This is a genomic window from Microbacterium sp. NPDC056052 (genome assembly GCF_042266785.1).
GTDB lineage: Bacteria > Actinomycetota > Actinomycetes > Actinomycetales > Microbacteriaceae > Microbacterium.
Window position 1 is genome coordinate 63,744 of the sequence record NZ_JBHJWV010000007.1, and the last position, 18,878, is coordinate 82,621.

At 69.5% G+C, this 18,878-nt stretch carries 16 protein-coding genes and 1 tRNA gene; 10 read left to right on the forward strand and 7 right to left on the reverse strand.

Annotated features, from left to right (window positions below; genetic code table 11):
- The first annotated feature begins 88 nt into the window (after positions 1-88).
- The 5 genes from ACFC1J_RS14110 to ACFC1J_RS14130 all read left to right on the forward strand — a co-directional run bounded on the left by ACFC1J_RS14110 (position 89) and on the right by ACFC1J_RS14130 (position 4,895).
- Entirely contained in the window at positions 89-781 is a 693-nt protein-coding gene (locus ACFC1J_RS14110) for an NTP transferase domain-containing protein (RefSeq protein ID WP_375907175.1), read from the forward strand.
- A 101-nt stretch (positions 782-882) separates the two neighbouring features.
- Positions 883-1,872, forward strand: coding sequence for a hypothetical protein (locus ACFC1J_RS14115; RefSeq protein ID WP_375907178.1), 990 nt, complete (start codon positions 883-885; stop codon positions 1,870-1,872).
- Positions 1,873-1,974: 102 nt separating this feature from the next.
- Complete coding sequence (locus ACFC1J_RS14120; protein ID WP_375907181.1) at positions 1,975-2,280, forward strand: hypothetical protein; 306 nt, start codon at positions 1,975-1,977, stop codon at positions 2,278-2,280.
- Positions 2,281-2,287: 7 nt separating this feature from the next.
- Positions 2,288-3,727 carry a sugar porter family MFS transporter gene (locus tag ACFC1J_RS14125; protein WP_375907737.1) on the forward strand — a complete coding sequence of 480 codons (1,440 nt, stop codon included), beginning with the start codon at positions 2,288-2,290 and terminating at the stop codon, positions 3,725-3,727.
- 130 nt (positions 3,728-3,857) lie between these two features.
- Positions 3,858-4,895, forward strand: a complete 1,038-nt coding sequence (locus ACFC1J_RS14130) for a glycosyltransferase (RefSeq protein ID WP_375907740.1) — start codon at positions 3,858-3,860, stop codon at positions 4,893-4,895.
- Positions 4,896-4,914: 19 nt separating this feature from the next.
- Here ACFC1J_RS14130 and ACFC1J_RS14135 read toward each other — a convergent pair whose 3' ends face one another.
- The 3 genes from ACFC1J_RS14135 to ACFC1J_RS14145 form a co-directional block, all read right to left on the reverse strand.
- Positions 4,915-6,369: a CDP-glycerol glycerophosphotransferase family protein gene (locus ACFC1J_RS14135; protein ID WP_375907184.1), complete on the reverse strand. Its 1,455-nt coding sequence runs from the start codon at positions 6,367-6,369 to the stop codon at positions 4,915-4,917.
- Complete coding sequence (locus tag ACFC1J_RS14140) at positions 6,366-7,649, reverse strand: CDP-glycerol glycerophosphotransferase family protein (RefSeq protein WP_375907186.1); 1,284 nt, start codon at positions 7,647-7,649, stop codon at positions 6,366-6,368. The genes ACFC1J_RS14135 and ACFC1J_RS14140 overlap by 4 nt, the downstream gene beginning before the upstream one ends.
- A 108-nt stretch (positions 7,650-7,757) precedes the next feature.
- The gene (locus ACFC1J_RS14145) at positions 7,758-9,236 is read right to left on the reverse strand and encodes a S1C family serine protease (protein WP_375907189.1); all 1,479 of its coding nucleotides are present in this window, start codon (positions 9,234-9,236) and stop codon (positions 7,758-7,760) included.
- Between the two features lie 98 nt (positions 9,237-9,334).
- On the opposite strand from ACFC1J_RS14145, the gene ACFC1J_RS14150 reads away from it, so the two are divergent.
- The gene (locus tag ACFC1J_RS14150; RefSeq protein WP_375907192.1) at positions 9,335-10,543 is read left to right on the forward strand and encodes an aminotransferase class I/II-fold pyridoxal phosphate-dependent enzyme; all 1,209 of its coding nucleotides are present in this window, start codon (positions 9,335-9,337) and stop codon (positions 10,541-10,543) included.
- A 6-nt stretch (positions 10,544-10,549) separates the two neighbouring features.
- On the opposite strand, the gene ACFC1J_RS14155 is transcribed toward ACFC1J_RS14150, so the two are convergent.
- On the reverse strand, positions 10,550-11,353 hold the full coding sequence (locus tag ACFC1J_RS14155) for a carbon-nitrogen hydrolase family protein (protein ID WP_375907195.1): 804 nt from the start codon (positions 11,351-11,353) through the stop codon (positions 10,550-10,552).
- A gap of 145 nt (positions 11,354-11,498) precedes the next feature.
- Here ACFC1J_RS14155 and ACFC1J_RS14160 point away from each other — a divergent pair, with 145 nt between their 5' ends.
- The 4 genes from ACFC1J_RS14160 (at position 11,499) to ACFC1J_RS14175 (ending at position 14,450) form a co-directional block, all read left to right on the forward strand.
- Positions 11,499-12,287, forward strand: coding sequence for an SPFH domain-containing protein (locus ACFC1J_RS14160; RefSeq protein WP_375907198.1), 789 nt, complete (start codon positions 11,499-11,501; stop codon positions 12,285-12,287).
- Between the two features lie 199 nt (positions 12,288-12,486).
- Entirely contained in the window at positions 12,487-12,810 is a 324-nt protein-coding gene (locus ACFC1J_RS14165) for a YciI family protein (protein ID WP_375907201.1), read from the forward strand.
- 5 nt (positions 12,811-12,815) lie between these two features.
- Positions 12,816-13,259 carry an SRPBCC family protein gene (locus ACFC1J_RS14170; RefSeq protein WP_375907204.1) on the forward strand — a complete coding sequence of 148 codons (444 nt, stop codon included), beginning with the start codon at positions 12,816-12,818 and terminating at the stop codon, positions 13,257-13,259.
- 123 nt (positions 13,260-13,382) lie between these two features.
- A complete protein-coding gene (locus ACFC1J_RS14175; RefSeq protein WP_375907743.1) occupies positions 13,383-14,450 on the forward strand; it encodes an IS1249 family transposase in 1,068 nt (355 codons plus the stop codon).
- A gap of 111 nt (positions 14,451-14,561) precedes the next feature.
- On the opposite strand, the gene ACFC1J_RS14180 is transcribed toward ACFC1J_RS14175, so the two are convergent.
- The 3 genes from ACFC1J_RS14180 to ACFC1J_RS14190 all read right to left on the reverse strand — a co-directional run bounded on the left by ACFC1J_RS14180 (position 14,562) and on the right by ACFC1J_RS14190 (position 18,829).
- Positions 14,562-14,635, reverse strand: a tRNA-Met gene (locus ACFC1J_RS14180).
- Between the two features lie 48 nt (positions 14,636-14,683).
- A complete protein-coding gene (locus ACFC1J_RS14185; protein ID WP_375907207.1) occupies positions 14,684-17,590 on the reverse strand; it encodes a UPF0182 family protein in 2,907 nt (968 codons plus the stop codon).
- A gap of 75 nt (positions 17,591-17,665) precedes the next feature.
- Positions 17,666-18,829, reverse strand: a complete 1,164-nt coding sequence (locus ACFC1J_RS14190; RefSeq protein ID WP_375907746.1) for a PDZ domain-containing protein — start codon at positions 18,827-18,829, stop codon at positions 17,666-17,668.
- Positions 18,830-18,878: the final 49 nt, after the last annotated feature.

Consider the following 18,878-nt stretch of genomic DNA (forward strand, 5'->3'; position numbering starts at 1 on the left):
CCCAGGGTCGGTCGATAGCATGAACTCCGGCACGAGGAAGTGTCCCATCGGTGACGTAACCGTGAACACAAGTAACAGGAGCATTTCTGTGACTCTTCAGACCATCATTCTCGCTGCCGGGATGGGCTCGCGCCTCGGGCGCTCCCTCCCGAAGCCGCTGACCGAGCTCAACGACGGGCGTTCGATCATGCGGCAGCAGCACGACAACATCCACGCCGCGTTCGGCGACGACGTGCGCATCACGACGATCGTCGGCTACCGCGCCGAGACGATCATCGAGGCGTTCCCCGATGTGAACTACGTGCACAACGAGCGCTACGACGAGACCAACACGTCGAAGAGCCTGCTGCGCGGCCTCGCCGCCACCGGCCGCAAGGGCGTGCTCTGGATGAACGGCGACGTCGTCTTCGACCCGCGCATCCTCGGTCGCGCGATCCCCTTCATCGAGCGCGACCAGTCCTTCGTCACCGTCAACACCGCCAAGGTGAGCGACGAAGAGGTCAAGTACACCGTCGATGCCGAGGGCTACATCAAGGAGCTCTCCAAGACCGTCAAGGGCGGCATCGGCGAGGCCGTCGGCATCAACTACATCTCTTCGCGCGACAAGCAGGCGTTCATGCGCCAGCTGCAGCGCGTGGACGATCAGGACTACTTCGAGCGCGGTCTCGAACTCGCGATCGTGGAGAACGGTCTGCTGCTGGAGCCGATGGACATCTCCGACCTGTATGCGGTCGAGGTCGACTTCGCCGAGGACCTCGAGCGGGCGAACCTGTTCGTCTGACCCTCCCCTGCAACGCAGAGAGCCCGTGCCGCGCCCGTCGCGCGCACGGGCTCTCTGCGTTGCAGGCGTTCTCGCAGCGCGGCGGACATAGGCTCTGCTCCATGGGGCGAAAAGAAGGCAAGGACGACAAGGCCATCCACCGGATCCACTCCCTGCCCGACGATGCGCCGTGGGCGGGCGGAGTCCCGCCGGCCGGATCCTCGGAGCACCCGATGCACATCCGCGGTCTCGATCGCGTCCTGGCCGTGCAGCGGCCGCTCGTGCTCGCGCACATCCGCAGCATCCGCCTGCGCCACCCCGATGCCACCCCGGCGCAGGTGATCGCGCTGCTGGAGCGCCGCTACCTCGCCGCCGTCACGACCGGGGGTGCGGCCGTCGGAGCGACGGCGGTGATCCCGGGGATCGGCACCGGAGTGACACTCGCTCTGTCCGGCGTCGAGACCGCCGGCTTCGTCGAGACCACGGCGCTGTTCGCTCAGTCGATCGCGGAGGTCCACGGCGTCACCGTGACCGACCCCGACCGGGCCAGGGCCCTCGTGATGACCCTGATGCTCGGCAAGGAGGGCGTCGACCTGATCCGCCAGCTCGCGGGCCAGGCGGGCGGCAAGGGCCTGGGCAGATCCGCCTACTGGGGTGAGCTCGTGACGAAGTCGCTGCCGCGCGCCGCCGTGGGGCCGCTCGCCGACAGACTGAAGAGCATGCTGATCAAGCAGTTCGCCGGCGTGGGCGGCGCGTCCCTCCTGGGCAAGGCGCTGCCGTTCGGCGTCGGTGCCGTGATCGGGGGTGCGGGGAATCACGTGCTCGGCCGGCGCGTGCTGACCAGCTCGCGTCGCGCCTTCGGCCTTCCTCCCCAGTCTCTGCCCGCCGAGCTCGAACCGGTGCCGGGCGCGCAGCGCATCGAGAGCCGGATCGCGCGCGGCGCGCAGCTGGCGGGAACCGCGGTGGCCGGAGCCGCCGGCAGCGCCGCGCGCGGCGTCGGCATCGTCGGCCGGAAAGCCGCCGGCGTCGTGCGCCGCAAGCCCGTCCCGATCTCCGCCCCGGAAGGCCCCGGCCCCGAACTGCACCCCTCGCCGCCCGGCGAGCAGCTCTGATTCGATCCGCACAATTCCCCGAGCGAGGAAGCTCTGCACAGCCCTCGTCGCGGCGAGGGCTCTGTCCCCGCGATCGTCGGCGCCCGCTCCTAGCGTGGGGACATGAACCGCTCCCCCGACCCGCCCTCGGCACGACGCCCCGAGCCGGCGTATCCGGTTCCCTGGGTCGTCGATCGGCGCGACAGGACGCACCCGATGATCACCAACGGCGGCGGAGAGATCCGCTTCGTCCGCGTCTTCGCCCGAGCATCCTCGGATCCGGGTCGCACTCAGCTCTGGGGGCATGTGCGCGGGGGCGACCAGATGGAGGTGTGCCTCTGCGATGCGGATGTCGACGACATCGTGATCACCCTCGCCTGGTTCCGCCCCGAGGACGGGCTGGAGTACGTGTGGCGGTTCGTCGTCTGAGACGCGGATCCCCCGGTGTACGCTCGAATGCCCTCCCTGGGAGAAACCTGAACAGAAGGACCGGACCATGAGCTCGGCACTGACCGGCACCCGGCGCACGACCCGCCTGGCGATCCTCGTCGGCGTCGCGGCCGCGACCGTCGGCATCATCTACGGCTACGACTCGTCGAACATCGGCGGCGCGATGCTGTATCTCGCGAAGGACTTCCACCTCGACGCCGCCGCGCAGTCGTGGGTCACCACGACGGTCGTCGTCGGCGAAATCCTCGGCGCCCTGTTCGGCGGGGCGCTGGCGAACAGGATCGGCCGAAAGCCGACGATGGTCGCCGTCGCATCGTGCTTCGCGCTGTTCTCGCTCCTCTCCGGCCTTGCTCCCTCGCTGTCGGTGCTCGTGATCGCACGGTTCCTGCTCGGCCTGACGATCGGCATCTCCGTGGTGGTCGTGCCGGTCTTCGTGGCAGAGTCGGCGCCCACCCGCTCGCGCGGCGCATTCCTCGTGCTCTACCAGGTCGCCACCGTCTCCGGCATCATCCTCGGCTATCTCGTGGCGATGGCGCTCGCTCCCACCGAGAGCTGGCGCTGGATGCTCGGGCTCGCGGCGATCCCCGGCGTGATCATCACGGTCCTGCTGCTCCGGCTGCCCGACACCGCGCGCTGGTACGTGATGAAGGGCCGCACCGAGGAGGCCCGTACGACCCTCGCCAGGATCGAAGGCCCGGAGGTCGACGTCGATGCCGAGATCGAGACGATCACGGCGGGCTTCGCGTCCGCGCACACCTCGTCCTGGCGCGATCTGCTGCGCAAGCCCTTCCTCCGCGCGACGCTGTTCGTCGTGGGTCTCGGCTTCTTCGTGCAGCTCACCGGCATCAACGCGATCGTGTATTACAGTCCGCGCATCTTCGAGGCCATGGGCTTCACCGACGACATCGTCAAGCTCGGTCTCTCCGCCCTGGTGCAGGTCGCCGGCCTCGTCGCGGTCTTCATCGCCCTGGTCGTGATCGACAGGATGGGCCGCCGTCTCGTGCTGCTCATCGGCATCGGCACGATGGTGCTCGCCAACCTGCTGCTCGTCATCGTGTTCGTGATCGGCGGCGGTGACTTCGACGGCGCCCTCACGATCGCCGGATTCATCGGCCTCGTGCTGTTCACCGCCGGCTTCACGTTCGGGTTCGGATCCCTGGTCTGGGTGTACGCCGGCGAGGCGATGCCCGCGCACCTGCGCTCGCTCGGGGCGAGCGTCATGCTGACGAGCGACCTCGTCGCCAACGTCATCGTCGGAGCGTTCTTCCTCACGATACTGAACGCCCTGGGCGGCGCCGGCGCCTTCGCCGTCTTCGGTGTGATCGCGATCCTGGCGTTCTTCTTCGTGGTCTGGCTGGCGCCCGAGACCAAGGGCCGTCCGCTCGAGGACATCGGGACGTACTGGAAGAACGGCGGACGCTGGTAATCCGGCGCGCCCGGCCCGTGCACCCTGGGGGCGCGCAGGTGCGACGTGAAAGGATCGACGGGTGAACCATCGCGAACAGCTCTCCCCGGACGCGGGCGCTCCGCTGTCCGGCGCGGGCGTGTCGTTCGTGATGCCGGTGCTCAACGAACGCGCATACCTCGAGCACGCCGTGGCGTCGGCTCTGGCGCAGGACGTGGACGGCCCGACCGAGCTCGTGCTGGCGCTCGGCCCCTCCTCCGACGGCACCACCGCGCTCGCCGAGCGCCTGGCCGCCCAGGAGCCGCGGCTGCGGATCGTGCACAACCCGGCCGCGGACATCCCTGTCGGTCTGAACGCCGCGATCCGGGCCAGCAGGTATCCGACCGTCATCCGCGTGGACGCGCATTCCGAGCTCTCACCGGGATACGCCGCCCGCGCCCTGGCCACGCTCGAACGCACCGGAGCGGCGAACGTCGGCGGCGTCATGCGCGCCGACGGGCGCACGCCGTTCCAGGCCGCGGTCGCGCGCGCGTACAACTCCCCGGTCGGCCTCGGCGGCGGCAGCTATCACGGCGGCACTCGGGAGGGCAGGGCGGAGTCCGCCTACCTCGGCGTCATGCGTCGCACCGTGCTCGAAGAGGTCGGCCTGTTCGACGAGTCCATCCGTCGCGGTGAGGACTGGGAGCTGAACCTCCGGATCCGCCAGGCGGGGCACACCGTGTGGTTCGATCCGCAGCTCGCCGTCACCTACTGGCCACGCGAGAGCTGGACCCGGCTCGCACGCCAGTTCCGCTCCACCGGCGCCTGGCGCGGCGAACTGGTGCGCCGTTACGGCCGCAGCAACGGCGTGCGCTTCTTCGCTCCGCCCGGGCTGCTGGTGATCCTGGCGCTCGCGGTCGTCGTCGGCGTCCTGCAGCTGACCGGGGTGCTCTCCGGCATCGGCTCCGTGATCGCCTCGGCCGTGTATCTGCCGCTCGTCGCCTACGCGGCGCTGGTCATCGCCATGGCTCTGATCCCGGCTCGCCCATCGGATCCGCCGCGCAGCCCCCGGGAGCGGTTGTGGACGCTCGCCGTCCTGCCGACCATGCACCTCTCGTGGGGGCTGGGCTTCCTCATGGGCGTCCTGCGCGGGGCGCATGACACGGTCGACACCTCGCGGCTCGGCACCCGGAACACGCCCCTGCCCTGACCGGCGTCGCCGACGGGTGTCAGCCGTCCAGCCAGCCGAGGTCCAGGATCCTGTCGACCACGCGCGCCGAGGCGGAGCCGTCGTCACGACCGTTGAACTGGGCCTGCCAGGCCACGTACTTCGGCGCGTGCTCGGCGACCGCGGACATGTCGGAGAGAGCCGCCACCAGTTCCTCCTGGGTGCGCAGCAGCGGACCCGGCGCCCGGGTCGCGAGGTCGAAGTAGAAGCCGCGCAGCTTGCCCCGATAATGCTCGAGGTCTGGCACGAGGAAGTACATGGGCTTGCCCGTGGCGCTGAAGTCGAACATGACCGAGGAGTAGTCGGTCACGAGCGCGTCCGCGACCAGCAGCAGCTCCGCGGTGTCCGGGTAGCCGGTCACGTCGATGACGCGGGATCCGGCCTGGTCCCGCCCTGGTCGGATCGTGCGGGAATGCCCGCGCACGAGCACGACGGAGTCGGTGTCCGCGGCGAGCGCGTTCGGATCCACGAAGTCGACCATCTCCGAGCGGTCGTCGCGCCAGGTCGGCGCATACAGCAGCACGCGCTCGCCCTCGCCGACCCCGAGAGCGGTGCGGACGCGCGCCGCGTCCCCGGTCGTGAGCACGTCGTTGCGCGGATAGCCGTCGACCCAGATGGGCTTGCGCAGGAACGCGTAGGCCTTGCGCAGCACGCGCTCGGCATAGGGGTTCTGGGCGAGCAGGACGTCCCAGCGCCGGGACTCGCGCACGACCGCGAGCCACCGCCGCGGGTGCAGTCCCGGGCGATGCAGCGCGAGGCGCTTGAGCGGGGTGCCGTGCCAGGTCTGCAGCACGCGCTGTCCCGGCTTGCGGTCGAAGCGGCGGCGCAGCCAGTCGTTCACGACGAGGAGCCGCGCGTCGGCGCGTGCACGCCACCATTCGGGCGATCCCTCGACGACCGCGACGGCGCCCTCAGGAACCGGGACGGAGAGGTCCACGACGCTCCAGTAGCGGGTCACTCCGGGAGCGCGCCGCGCGAGCTCCCGGTCGATCGCGCCCGGATTGCACCCGCTGGACTGGCCGTAGAACGACTCGAAGAACACGGCGTTCTCCTGTGCGCCCGGCAGCGCCGCATAGCGGCCCTCGAGTGCGAGCCTTCCCTCGGCGGTCTCGTAGACGGGATCGACCGGAGGCGCGATCCGGACCGTGCGGTCCGACGCGCTGACGCGGAGACCGGCGAGCAGCACGGTCTCGATCGCCAGGTCGCCGACCGGGGCGCCGTCCACGGCGAGCGCGTAGTCCCCGCTCGGCAGGGGCAGCTCCGCACCGCCCCAGCGCGAGGCGCGCAGCGGCAGCACCGCGTTCCACGCGTCAGGCCCGTCCTCGACGATGCGCCCGACCGCCACAGCGCGGCGACCGGCGAGCTCGACCTCGGCGGGAGCGGATCCCTTACCCGCGATCAGCAGCGTCTGCTGCTCCTCGTCGACGCGGACGGAGCTGACGCGGGGGGTCGTCATTCGGTTCCCTTCGGAGCGGGGGCGGGGGATGCGGGGTGCGGCGCGGCGGCGCCCGTGCGGGCGAGGATCGCGGCGAGCACGCGCGCGGTGTTCCGGCCGTCGCGGTGCGCGTGCATGCGGGCGCTGAGTTCGCGGGAGAGCCCGGCACGCCGCTCGAACTCCTCATGGTCCTCGAGCGCCGTCTGCAGCTGCGCGGACGCGGCGGTCCAGTCGGCGGCGGGATCCGGGCCGGAGACTTCGGCGTAGTCGCCGTAGAACCCGCGCGTGCGGGCGTACTCGGCGGGGTCGGGGGCGAGATAGATCACCGGCATCGCGAGCAGCCCGACGTCGTAGGCCATCGACGAGTAGTCGGTGACGAGCACGTCGATCGCCGGAAGCACCGGCGTGATGTCGGGCACCACGGCGGACCCGATCGCGCGCACCCGTTCCGTGGGGACGGGAGGACGGTACTCCCCCTCCCCGAGAGGATGCGAGCGCACGAGCAGCACGCTGTTGGTCCGATCCAGGACATCGAGGATCCGCGCCCATTCCGCGTCGTCCGGAACGGCCGGGTCCGGTGCTCCGTCGCGCCAGGTGGGCGCGTACAGCACCACACGCGCGCCGTCCGGGATCGCCCCCACCGCCGCGTCGCGCAGCGCGGACGCCTGCGACCGGCGTGAGGAGGAGGCCCCTGCCGACAGCACGTCGACGCGGGGCTCACCGGTCACGAGGACCTGCTGCACGCCGAGCCCGAACGCCGACTCGAGGCGGCCGCGCGAGCGATCCGAGGCGGCGGGCAGCACGTCGATGCGCCGGGTCTGGGCCCGGTAGAGCAGGCCGAGCAGCTTCTGCAGCGGGACGAAGCCGGGCAGGAACGCGCTCTGCACGGTGGCCGGCGAGTCGAGGCCGATGCGCTTGAGCGGGATGCCGTGCCAGAGCTGCACGAGGTAGGCGCCCGAGGTCGCGTAGCGGTTGACATCGCCGAAGCCGTGCGTGACCACGACCACGCGGGCTCGGGCGGTGGCCCACCAGCCGCGGAGGCCGTTCTTCGGGACGGCGCGGATGCCGAGGGCGGAGGCGTCGCTCTGTTCGCGGGCGGATCCGGTCAGCCAGAGCGGATCGAGCCCCGCATCGACCGCCGCCTGCCAGAGGGCGAGGGCGCCGTCCCCGATTCCTGCTCCGCAGCCGATCACCCAGCCGCGCCCGCGCGGGACGATCAGAGTCCCCAGTCGCCCGAGCAGGTACAGCGGGATCCTCAGGAGCTTGCCGGCGTTGCCCGCGCGGAAGGAGAAGGACGCCACCCCGCGAGCCTACCGGTCGGCGGAGCAGGCGAGGAAAGAAGGACGCCACCTCGCGATCGCGTCGCGAGGTGGCGTCCTTCGTCAGATGCAGGGTTCAGGAGCGGTGGGTCACTGGGCGAGCGTGCCCAGGGTGACCTTGATGTCCTGCGACTGCCCGTTGCGGTTGACCGTGAGCGTCGCGGTGCTGCCGCCCGCGACCGAGCGCACCTGCGCGGTGAGGTCGCTGGCATCGGTGACCGGGTCGCCGTTGAAGCCGGTGACCACGTCGCCGGCCTGGATGCCCGCGTTGGCCGCGGCCCCTCCGCTGGAGACGGAGGCGATGGCCGCGCCCACGACCGTGGCACCCTTCTGGCCGCTCGCGTCCTGCACCGTCGCCCCGAGCAGGCCGTGCGTGGCCTTGCCATCGGCGATGATGTCGTTCGCGATGCGCTTGGCGACGTTCGACGGGATCGCGAAGCCGACGCCGATGTTGCCCGTTTGCCCCGACGAGGAGGACGAGGATCCCGCGCTCGCGATCGCGACGTTCACGCCGATGAGCTTGCCGTCGCTGTCGACGAGCGCGCCGCCGGAGTTTCCGGGGTTGATCGCGGCGTCGGTCTGGATGACCGAGATCGAGATCGTCGCCGCCGCGTTCTGGGATCCGGATCCGCGACCGGGGATGTCGAACTGGAACGGCTGCTGGGAGCCGTCCGGGTTCGGGCTCTGCTGCTGGTCCCCGTTGGAGCCCTGCGACGGCGCGGCGGAGGACTGGATCTGGATGCTGCGGTTGAGCGCGCTGACGATTCCGGTGGTGACCGAGTTGGCGAGGCCCAGCGGAGCCCCGACCGCGACGGTCATCGACCCGACGTTGAGCTTGGACGAGTCGGCGAACTCCATCGGGGTGAGGCTCGAGCCGTCCTTCACCTGGATCACGGCCATGTCGTAGGTCGCGTCGACTCCGACGACGGTGGCGTCGAGGATGCGGCCGTCCGAGGTGGTCACCCGGATGGTCGGATTCGAGACCTCGCCGTCCAGGGTCACCACGTGCGCGTTGGTGAGGATGTGGCCTTCCTTGTCGAGCACGATGCCCGATCCGGAGCCGGCCGCGCTGGATCCGGAGACCTCGATCGTGACGACCGAGGGCACGGCCTTCGCGGCGATCGCCGTCGCCTCCGACACCGACTCCGGGTTGTTCACGGTGACGGTGCTCGGTCCGGTGCCGGTCTTGGTCGAGGAGGAGTTCGACGAGGTCAACGCCCCGTAGCCGACGGCTCCGCCGACGCCGGCGAGGCCGCCGACGAGGGCTGCGGCGATGATGATCGCGGCGATCTTGCCGCCACCGACGCCGTTCTTGGTCTTGCGCTCCGTGTTCGGGGCCGCCGTCGCCGCGGCACCGAACGCGGCGCCGGTGTGCGCGCCCGGCTGCCCCGGGTCCAGGGGCAGGGTCGGGTGCGCCTGGCCCGGGACTGCGTAGCCGCCGGTGGGCGGGATCGGAGTCGTGGGGGCGGTGGCGCCCTCCGCCGCGGGGGCGCCCGAGGGGACGGGGGTGGACGAGAACGCCGGGGGCACGGAGTGCCCGGCGTCGGGGTGAGGCGTCTGCTCGTTCATGTCTGCTCCTTTGAACCTTGCCCTTACAGACTGACGGCCATTTCTGTGTTTTTCTTATGCCCGCTGGGAGATTCCGCTATGGCGTTACCCTGGGCGGCATGGGAATCCTGCCGGGCGCCTGGCGCCGTACGGCGGCCGGTGCCGGGCTGCTCTCCGCAGCCGGCGAGGTCGCCCCTACCATCTTCGCCGAGATCTCCGCCCTCGCGGGCCGCACGGGGGCGATCAACCTCGGGCAGGGCTTTCCCGACGAGGACGGCCCGGCCGAGGTGCTGGAGGCCGCCCGTGCCGCAATCCTCGGCGGCGCCAACCAGTATCCGCCCGGGCGCGGCGTGCCCGACCTGCTGCGGGCGGTCTCCGAGCATCAGCGCCGCTTCTACGGGCTCGACGTGGATCCCGACCGCGAGATCGTCGTGACCGCGGGCGCGACCGAGGCCATCGCCGCAGCCCTCCTCGCGCTCGTGGACGGCCCGGAGGACGAGATCGTGGTGTTCGAGCCGTACTACGACTCCTATGCCGCCATCGCCGCCCTCAGCGGCGCCACACTACGCACGGTGCCGTTGCGCCTGCCCGACTTCCAGCCCGATCCGGAGGAGCTCGCCGCCGCGGTCACCGATCGCTGCCGGGTGATCCTCGTGAACGATCCGCACAACCCCACCGGCGCGGTGCTGAGCGAGGCGATCCGCGCCGAGATCGTGCGGCTGGCGCACCAGCACGATGCGGTCATCGTCACCGACGAGGTGTACGAGCACCTCTCGTTCTCGGCGCCGCATGTGCCGATCGCGACCCTTCCCGGCGCTGCGGAGCGCACCCTCACGATCTCCTCGGCGGGCAAGACGTTCTCGGTGACCGGGTGGAAGATCGGCTGGATCCATGGACCGGCCGAGCTCATCACCGCGGTGCTCAGCGTCAAGCAGTTCCTCACCTACGTCAGCGGCGGGCCGTTCCAGCCCGCGGTCGCCGTCGGCCTGCGCCTTCCCGACGCGTTCTTCGCGGATGCGGCCGAACGTCTGCGCGCGAAGCACGACCAGCTCGCGGCGGGCCTCGAGGCGGCGGACTTCGAGGTGCACCGCCCGGACGGCGGCTACTTCACGGTCGCGGACGCCTCGCCCCTCGGCGGAGCGGATGCCGACGCGTTCTGCCGGTCGCTTCCGGAGCGGATCGGCGTCGCGGCGATCCCGCTCACGGCGTTCGTGCGTCCCGAGCACCGCGACGCGTACCGCGGCCTCGTGCGCTTCGCCGCGTGCAAGCGCCCCGACGTGATCGCCGAGGCGGCCGGGCGCCTGGCCGGCCTGCGCGCCGGTGTGTGAGGGAGATCAGCGGGGTACGACGCGGTAGCGGCGCAGCCGCAGCACCGGGTTGATCTCGCGCACGCGGGCGACGGCCGCGGCGTCGAGCTCGGCGACCGCGATCCCCTCCCCCGTGCCGACGCCGGCGATCGCGACGCCCTGCGGGTCGATCACGGCCGAGTGCCCCACGCCGAGCGGGGCCGGGTGGTCTGCCGCGACCACGTAGGCGGTGCTCTCGATCGCGCGCGCTGCGAGCAGGGTGGTCCAGTGGTGCTCCTTGAGCGGGCCGCGGACCCACTCCGCGGGCACCACGAGAGCGTCCGCGCCCGCGTCGACGAGCGTGCGGGCGACCTCGGGAAAACGCAGGTCGTAGCAGGTCATCAGCCCGAACGTCATCCCGTCGACGGTGAAGGTCGCCGCTTCGCCGATCTCGCCCGCCTCGATCCAGCGCGACTCGGACTGTCCGAAGGCGTCGTACAGGTGCTGCTTGCGGTAGACGGCGAGCAGGCCCGTCCCGTCCACGGCGACGAGGGCGTTGCGGATCCGGCCGGCGTCCGCGCGCTCGACCAGGCCCGCGACGATCACCACCCCGTGCCGCTCCGCCAGCTCCCGCAGCCGCGCCGTGAAGGCGTCGTCCAGTTCCTCCGCATTCGCGGCGAGCGTCTCGTCCATCGGATCGACGAAGTAGCTGGAGTACTCCGGCAGCACGACGAGCCGTGCGCCGCGCTCCGCAGACCGCGCGACGAGGTCGCCGATCCGCTCCCTGTTCGCCGCGCGGTCGCCGACGGGCGCGAACTGGCACACGGCGACGGACACGGTTGCGGTGGTCATGGCTCCATCATCCCGCACCCCGTCCGCCTGGACGATCGGACCGGCTCGAACGGATCCTCCGGATCCCGCGATACGCCCGGCCGATCGGAGGACAATGGAAGCACTGGCCCGCGGCACGTCACCGGAGCCGGAGGAGGCGGTTCCCATGATCCCGCTCGTCACCCTGATCGTCGTGGTGCTCCTCGCGATCATCCTGTTCTTCATGTCCGCGCGGATCGTGCGGCAGTACGAGCGCGGTGTGGTGCTGCGCTTCGGACGGCTGCACAACGTGCGCGAGCCGGGGATCCGGTTCATCTTCCCGATCGTCGACGTCCTCATCCCGGTTTCGCTGCGGATCGTGACGATGCCGATCCAGTCGCAGGGCATCATCACGAAGGACAACGTGACCGTCGGCGTCTCCGCGGTCGCCTACTACCGGATCCAGGATCCGGTGAAGTCGGTCATCGCGATCGAGAACGTCCGCGCCGCGATCGATCAGATCGCGCAGACCACGCTGCGCCGGGTCGTCGGACAGCACCACCTCGACGAGATCCTCTCCGACACCGCCGCGCTGAACGCCAACATCCGCGAGATCCTCGATGTCACCACGGTCGAGTGGGGTGTCGAGGTGACCCTCGTCGAACTCAAGGACATCCTGCTGCCCGACACGATGAAGCGCGCGATGGCGAAGCAGGCCGAGGCGGAGCGCGAGAAGAGGGCCAAGATCATCGCCGCGGAGGGTGAGGCGCTCGCCGCCGCCCAGCTGGGCGCGGCGTCCGACACGATGATGTCGCATCCGCTCGCGCTTCAGCTGCGCACGCTGCAGACGCTCGTCGAGATCGGCGTGGACAAGAACACGCTGGTGATCGCCCCCGCACCGCTCGTGAGTTCGATCGGCGATGTGATGAACCTGATCGACAGGGAGGCCGCCGTCGCGCAGATGCGCGCGCACTGAGCGCCGCCTGACCGACGGCTCCTGAGACGCGGATCGCGCCGTTCCATGACGCGACTTCTCCACTATTTCTGCGATCGAACGGGGTACGCGCGAATACAGAGCTAGCTCATAGGTTCGTGCCCCACGATCCGTGGCGGGGACGTTGGTCGCCCGCGGCACGGGACGACCGTGCGGCGAGATCGCATTGGGGAGAAATCACATGGGGAAGTATCTGGTGCTTTACCGCTCGACGGTGTCCGCCGCTGAGCAGATGCAGAACCCGGACGCGGAAGCCGCGGCCGACGGCATGAAGGCGTGGATGGACTGGGCGCAGAAGGCAGGAGACGCGATCGTCGATCTCGGGACGCCGACGCAGACCGTGGACGGCGCGGACCCGAGCGCGTCGTCATTCATCGGCGGATACTCGATCGTCGAGGCCGACTCGCTCGCAGCACTCGACGCCCTCTTCGAGGGCCACCCGCACCTCGCGTGGGGAGGAACGATCGAGGTGCTCGAGCTGCTGAGCATCCCCGGTCTGGGCTGAGCCCGGTGCTGAGCACGGAACGCACCGTTCGGATCGACAGGCCGGCGCACGTGGTGTTCGACTTCCTCGCCGACGGGTCGAACGCACCGGAATGGCGGACCGGAGTTCGATCGATCTCCCTCCGCTCCGGCGTCGGAGGGCAGGTGGGCGCCGAGTACGCCCAGCAGCTCGTCGGCCCCGGGGGACGCAGCATCCCGGGAGATTACCGGATCACCAGATCGGATCGGCCTGGACGGCTCGAGTTCGAGGTCATCGCGGGCCCGTTGCGGCCCCGCGGCGTGTATTCGGTGTTGACGAGCGGCGCCTCCTCCGTGGTGACCTTCGCACTCACCGCTGAGCCCACGGGGTTCATGAGGCTCATGACGCGGACGATCCGCAAGACCATGGCCGCCGAAGTGGCGCAGCTCATGACCGCCAAACGAATCCTGGAAGAGACGCCGACCCCGTAGAGGGTTATAGGCCAGAACGTGTGGATGGGATGTCGATCTAGCCGCGGAATGATGCGGTGAGATGGGGATGCGTATGGTCCGCGACGCTTAGGCGTGGACCTTCACCCGAATCAGGCCCTTTGCGTGATATGCGCGGCTCGACTCGTGAAGAACGGCAAGACCGCCGCGGGCACGCAACGGTGGCGGTGCCCGGGCTGTGGTGCTTCGTCGGTACGTGAGCGCCGAGACGTGACGGAGCGGGAGCAGCTGCGACGCTTCCTGAGATGGCTGACGGGCAAGGCGTCGCAGATCGAGGCGACAGGCAACACCGGCCGCTCGTTTCGCCGAGACACCGCCTGGTGCTGGGAGCTCGAGCCGCGCATGCCGGTCACCGGCGAGGTCCACGAGGTCGTGCTGGTCGACGGAGTCTGGATCGGATCCTGGTGTCTGTTGATCGCGCAGTCAGACACCGGGAACGTGATCGCCTGGCAATGGGCGGCCCGTGAATCGACCGCAGCCTGGACGGCCCTGTTCGAACAAATCCCGCCGCCGACCGTGGTCGTGACCGACGGAGGGTCCGGGATCCGTTCCGCGCTCGCATCCTGCTGGCCGGACACAGCGATCCAACGCTGCATCTTCCACCTGCAACTGAACGTCACCCGCGAACTCACACGGAACCCGCGCACACGGGCCGGCAAAGACCTCCGACAGGTCGCCCTCGCTCTGAGCACCGTGACAACGATCGATGACGCCATCACCTGGAGGCTCACCCTCGAAGCCTGGTGGCAGGCACACGGACACCTCACCCGACAGCGGACCATGTATCCGAACGGGCAATGGGGTTTCACCCACGACCGGCTCCGCAAAGCCTGGGCCGTCCTGCACCGCGCCGCCGAAACCGGACACGTGTTCACGAATCTGCAGCACGAGAACCCGAGAACAACATCACGGTTGGAAGGCCTGAACAGCCAGATCCGACACCTGCTCCGAAACCACCGCGGCATGCCGATCGAACACCGCCGCCGCGCCGTTGAGTGGTTCCTCCTGCTACACGAGATCCCCATCGACCACGCTCACCGCCACACAGCAAAGCCCACACCCGCACCCACGCTCAACGAGACCGACGAACCGATCGGCCCGGCCCTCTACGACAACGGCCTCGACGCCAACGAAGGCCTCTGGCACCGCACCGGATCGCTCCGCAACCGATGACACACCCGAGCCATCCACACGTTTTGGCCTATAAGCCCCCGTAGACGTCGACATCGGGAAAGGCGAAGGCCCCCTGATCAGGATTTCTCCTGATCAGGGGGCCTTCTCTTGTTGCGGGGACAGGATTTGAACCTGCGACCTCCGGGTTATGAGCCCGGCGAGCTACCGAACTGCTCCACCCCGCGGCACAAGAGATAGCCTAACACGGGATTTCGCACGGCGCGAATCGAGCACTACTTGGTGGTGCTGCCGCTCCCCTCGAGCGCGAGCAGCCGATTCACGGCGTCGGTGAGCTTCTGGTCCTGCGCGGCGAACTCCGTCAGGTTCCCGGCCTTCAGCGCCGCATCGCGGGCGAGCATGGCCGCCTTGGCGTCGGCCAGAGCCGCCTGGAACGCCGCGTCGCCCGTGGGCGGCGTGGTCCCGGTGCCGGGGGTCGGCGTCGGGTTCGGGGTGGGCGTGATGTTGTTGTCGCCGCCGGCCGCACCGGAGTCGCCGCCGAACAACTGATCCAGCGCCTCGGTCAGCGTGTCGGCGAACGCGATCTTGTCGCCGAAGGCGACGAGGATCTTCTGCAGGCGCGGCACCTGGGTGCCACCCGACGACTGCACGAACACGGGCTGCACGTAGAGGAATCCGCCGCCGACCGGCAGGGTCAAGAGGTTACCGTGGGTCACCTTCGACTGGCCCTGCTTGAGCAGGTTGAGCTGCTGGCCGACCGTCGGATCCGAGTCGAACGAGTTCTGCACCTGGCCCGGGCCCGGCACCGTGGTGTCGGCATCGATCTCCAGCATCCGCAGCTTGCCGTAGGAGTCGGACTTCTTCCCCGCGGTCGAGCCGGCATCGGCGTCGACCGAGAGATAGCCCATCAGCACGTTCCGGCTGTTCGAGCCCTGCGAGGCGGGGATGAAGCTCGTGTACATGGAGAACTGGGACTGTTCCTGCCCCGGCATCTTCATGGTCAGGTAGTACGGCGGCTGCAGCTCGGGGTTGGCCGAATCGCTCTGCGGGTCGTTCGGGGTCTCCCAGAGGTTGTCCTGCCGGGCGAACGAGGCCGCGTCGTTGACGTGGTACGTGCCGAGCATCGCGCGCTGCACCTTGAACAGGTCGGTCGGGTAGCGCACGTGGCTCATGAGCTGCCCCGACATGTCGCTGATCGCCTTCAGGGTCCCCGGGTAGATCTTCTGCCAGGTCTTCAGCACCGGGTCGGCCGGATCCCACGCGTACAGGGTGACCTTGCCGTCGTAGGCGTCGACGGTCGCCTTGACCGAGTTCCGGATGTAGTTGATGTCATCCGTCACGAAGCCGGGCTGCGTGTTCACGGAGTCGCTGATCGCCTTGGGCAGGTTGACCGTGGACGAGTACGGGTAGCTCGAGCTCGTGGTGTAGCCGTCCACGATCCACACGATCCGCCCGTCCACGATGCTCGGGTACGGGTCGCTGTCCAGCGTCAGGTATGGCGCCGCCTTCTGCACCCGCAGCGCCGGGTCGCGGTCGTAGAGGATCTGGGAGTCCTGGTTGACGCTCTCGGAGAAGAGGATCTGCTCGGACTGGAACTTCAGCGCATAGAGCAGCTTCGTGAAGAAGTTGCCGACGCGCGGTCCCCCGTCGCCCGTGAACGTGGTCTTCGTCTGATTCTCACTGGAGTCCGTGCCACGGGGGTAGTCGATCTCGATCGGCGAGGTGCCCTTGGGCGCTCCGACGATCGAGTAGTCCGGCGAGTTCTCGCCGAAGTAGACCCTCGGCTCGAACTTCTGGCCATCGGTCAGCACGCCGGAGGTGGGGATGCCGCGCTCCAGGAAGACCGGCTCCCCGTCGTCGGTGCGCTTGTTGCCGGCCGCGGCGACCAGGCCGTAGCCGTGCGTGTAGACGAGGGTGTTGTTGTTCCAGGTCTGGCTGCCGATGCGGTTCGTGTCGATCTCGCGCACCGCGACGACGGCGTCCTGGGTCTTGCCGTCGATCGTGTAGCGGTCGACATCGAGCTTCGAGGGGAACTTGTAGTAGCTGCGGTACTGCTCGAGCTGCTGGAACGTCGGGCCGATCACGTTCGGATCCATGATCCGGATCGACGCGGTGGTGTCGGCGTCGCTGCGCAGCTGCCCCGTCTCGGCCGTGGTCTGCGCCTTGAACGGCGTGGTGTCGACGCCGTCGATGCCGTACGCCGTCTTGGTCGCCTTGAGGTTGCGCTCGTAGTACTGCGCCTGCAGCTGGTTCTGGTTCGGCTTCACCTGGAACGTGGTCACCGCCCACGGATAGGCGATGCCGAGCACGAGGGCTGCGACGATGAGCAGCGCGGTGGCCGCCAGCGGGAAGCGCCAGTGCCCGATCACGGCCGTGACGAAGAACAGCACGGCCACGAGCGCGGCGATGATCGCGAGGATCGACAGGCCGGGAATCACGGCGTTCGCGCCCGTGTAGGCCGCGCCCGTGATCTTGTCCTCGGTCGTGGTGAGGGTCTTGTACCGGTCGACCCACAGGCTCACGGCCTGTGTGAGCAGGTAGACGCCGGCGATCACGGCCAGCTGCACGCGCGCCGCCTTGGAGATCCGCAGCTCGCCCTGGCCGATCCGCACCGAGCCGTACAGGTAGAGCACGAGCGCCGACACGAGCAGGCACAGGATCAGCACGGCGGAGATGAAACCGAGGAGCGCCTCGTAGAAGGGCAGGTCGAACAGGTAGAAGCCGGTGTCCAGGTGGAATTGCGCGTCCTTCTGGCCGGTCGCCGTGCCGTTGGCCCACTGCCACACGGTCTCCCACTGCCCGCCGGCGGCGAAGCCGGAGAACAGGCCGAAGAAGACGGGCATCCCCCACATCGCCAGGCGGCGCAGCGGCTCCACGACCTCCTGGTACCGGTCCAGCTGCGAGCTCAGCCGCACGTAGACGGGCCGCATCCGGTACGCGAGCTGGATGGCGATGAACATCGGCACCGCCATGCCGAGGAACCCGATGACGAACATCGTGGCCGTCGCGATCCAGCGGGTGGTGAGCACCGGCGCGAAGTTCAACTGGTCGTACCAGAGGAAATCGGTGTACATGGACGCGAACACGAAGAACGCGGCGATGAGCACGGCGAGGATCACCACCGTCGCGAGGACGATGCGTCGGGCAGTACGGGGCGCGGCCGGTGCAGGTGAGGTGGTCACCGTCCCATCCTAGGTCGGGCCCTTCGCGGGATCCTGAGCCGGGCGGTTCCCGGCTTCGCCCGTCGCGAACGCGCGCTATTTCTTCACGTCGGCGGCGGTGCAGGTCGGCAGCGCCGCGACGTCTCCCCCGTCCGCGATGACCTTCAACGCGTCCAGCGACTGCGTCAGGTCGTCGGTGCGCACCACGGTGAGGCCGGAGGGGACGTGCCCGTACACCTCATCGCAGTTGGATCCGGGGGCGAGGAAGTAGTCCGCGCCCGCCGCGCGCGCGCCGTAGAGCTTCTGCCGGATGCCGCCGATCGGGCCGACCGTGCCATCGCCGGTGATGGTGCCGGTGCCGGCGACCTGCTTGCCGCCGTTGAGCGCGCCCGGCGTGAGCGTGTCGATGATGCCGAGCGCGAACATCATGCCGGCGCTCGGACCGCCCACGTCGTCCAGCTGCAGCTTCACGTCGATCGGGAAGTGGTACTTCTGCTGCAGCGTGATGCCGAGCAGCCACCGGCTGTTCCCGCTCTCGGTCTGCTCCTTCGGGGTGACCGACACCTCCTGCTGCGTGCCGTCGCGCTCGATCGTGAGCGTGACCGGCGATCCTGCCGACTGCTGGATCTCGGCGCGCATCGCGTCCGTGTCCGCCGGATTCGCCCCGTTCACCGCGATCACCGTGTCGCCGGCCTTGAGGATCCCGTGCGCCGCTCCGTCATCCGTCACCGATGCCACCTGGATCGTGACCGGGACGTCGTGACCGAGCTCGCGCAGCGCGGCCGCCGTGGCCTCCTGTTGCGAGTCGACCATCATCAGCTGGTTGGCCTGGTCGCGCTGCGTCGAGGTGACGCCCTGCGGGAACACCGCGTCCACCGGGACCACGGCCTTGGACGGCTCGAACCACGCCAGCACGAGCTGCATCCACGACGGCGGGTTCTCCCGGTTTCCCACGACCTGCACGGTGGTGAGGTCCAGCGCGCCCTTGGTCGGATACGTCTCCGCTCCGGTGACCGAGATCAGCGGAACGCCCTTGCCCTTCGCGTCCTTGACCTCGCCGAGCGTGTTGAAGACCGGGCCGGGCTGCTCGATCACGTACGGCAGCGGAAGGAAGGTCAGCACCAGCAGGGCGGCGAGCGAGGCGATGAACGCGATCAGCCCGATCCTGGTCCGGCGGGAGGCGCGCCGCGCGGCCCTGGACGCGAACGCATCGGGGACCTCGTGCCCGGTCTGCTCGGGACCGCTCGACGCGGGACTGATCGTCACAGGGCCTCCAGGGCGGGGTATCGGATGCTCGTTCGCGAGCGGC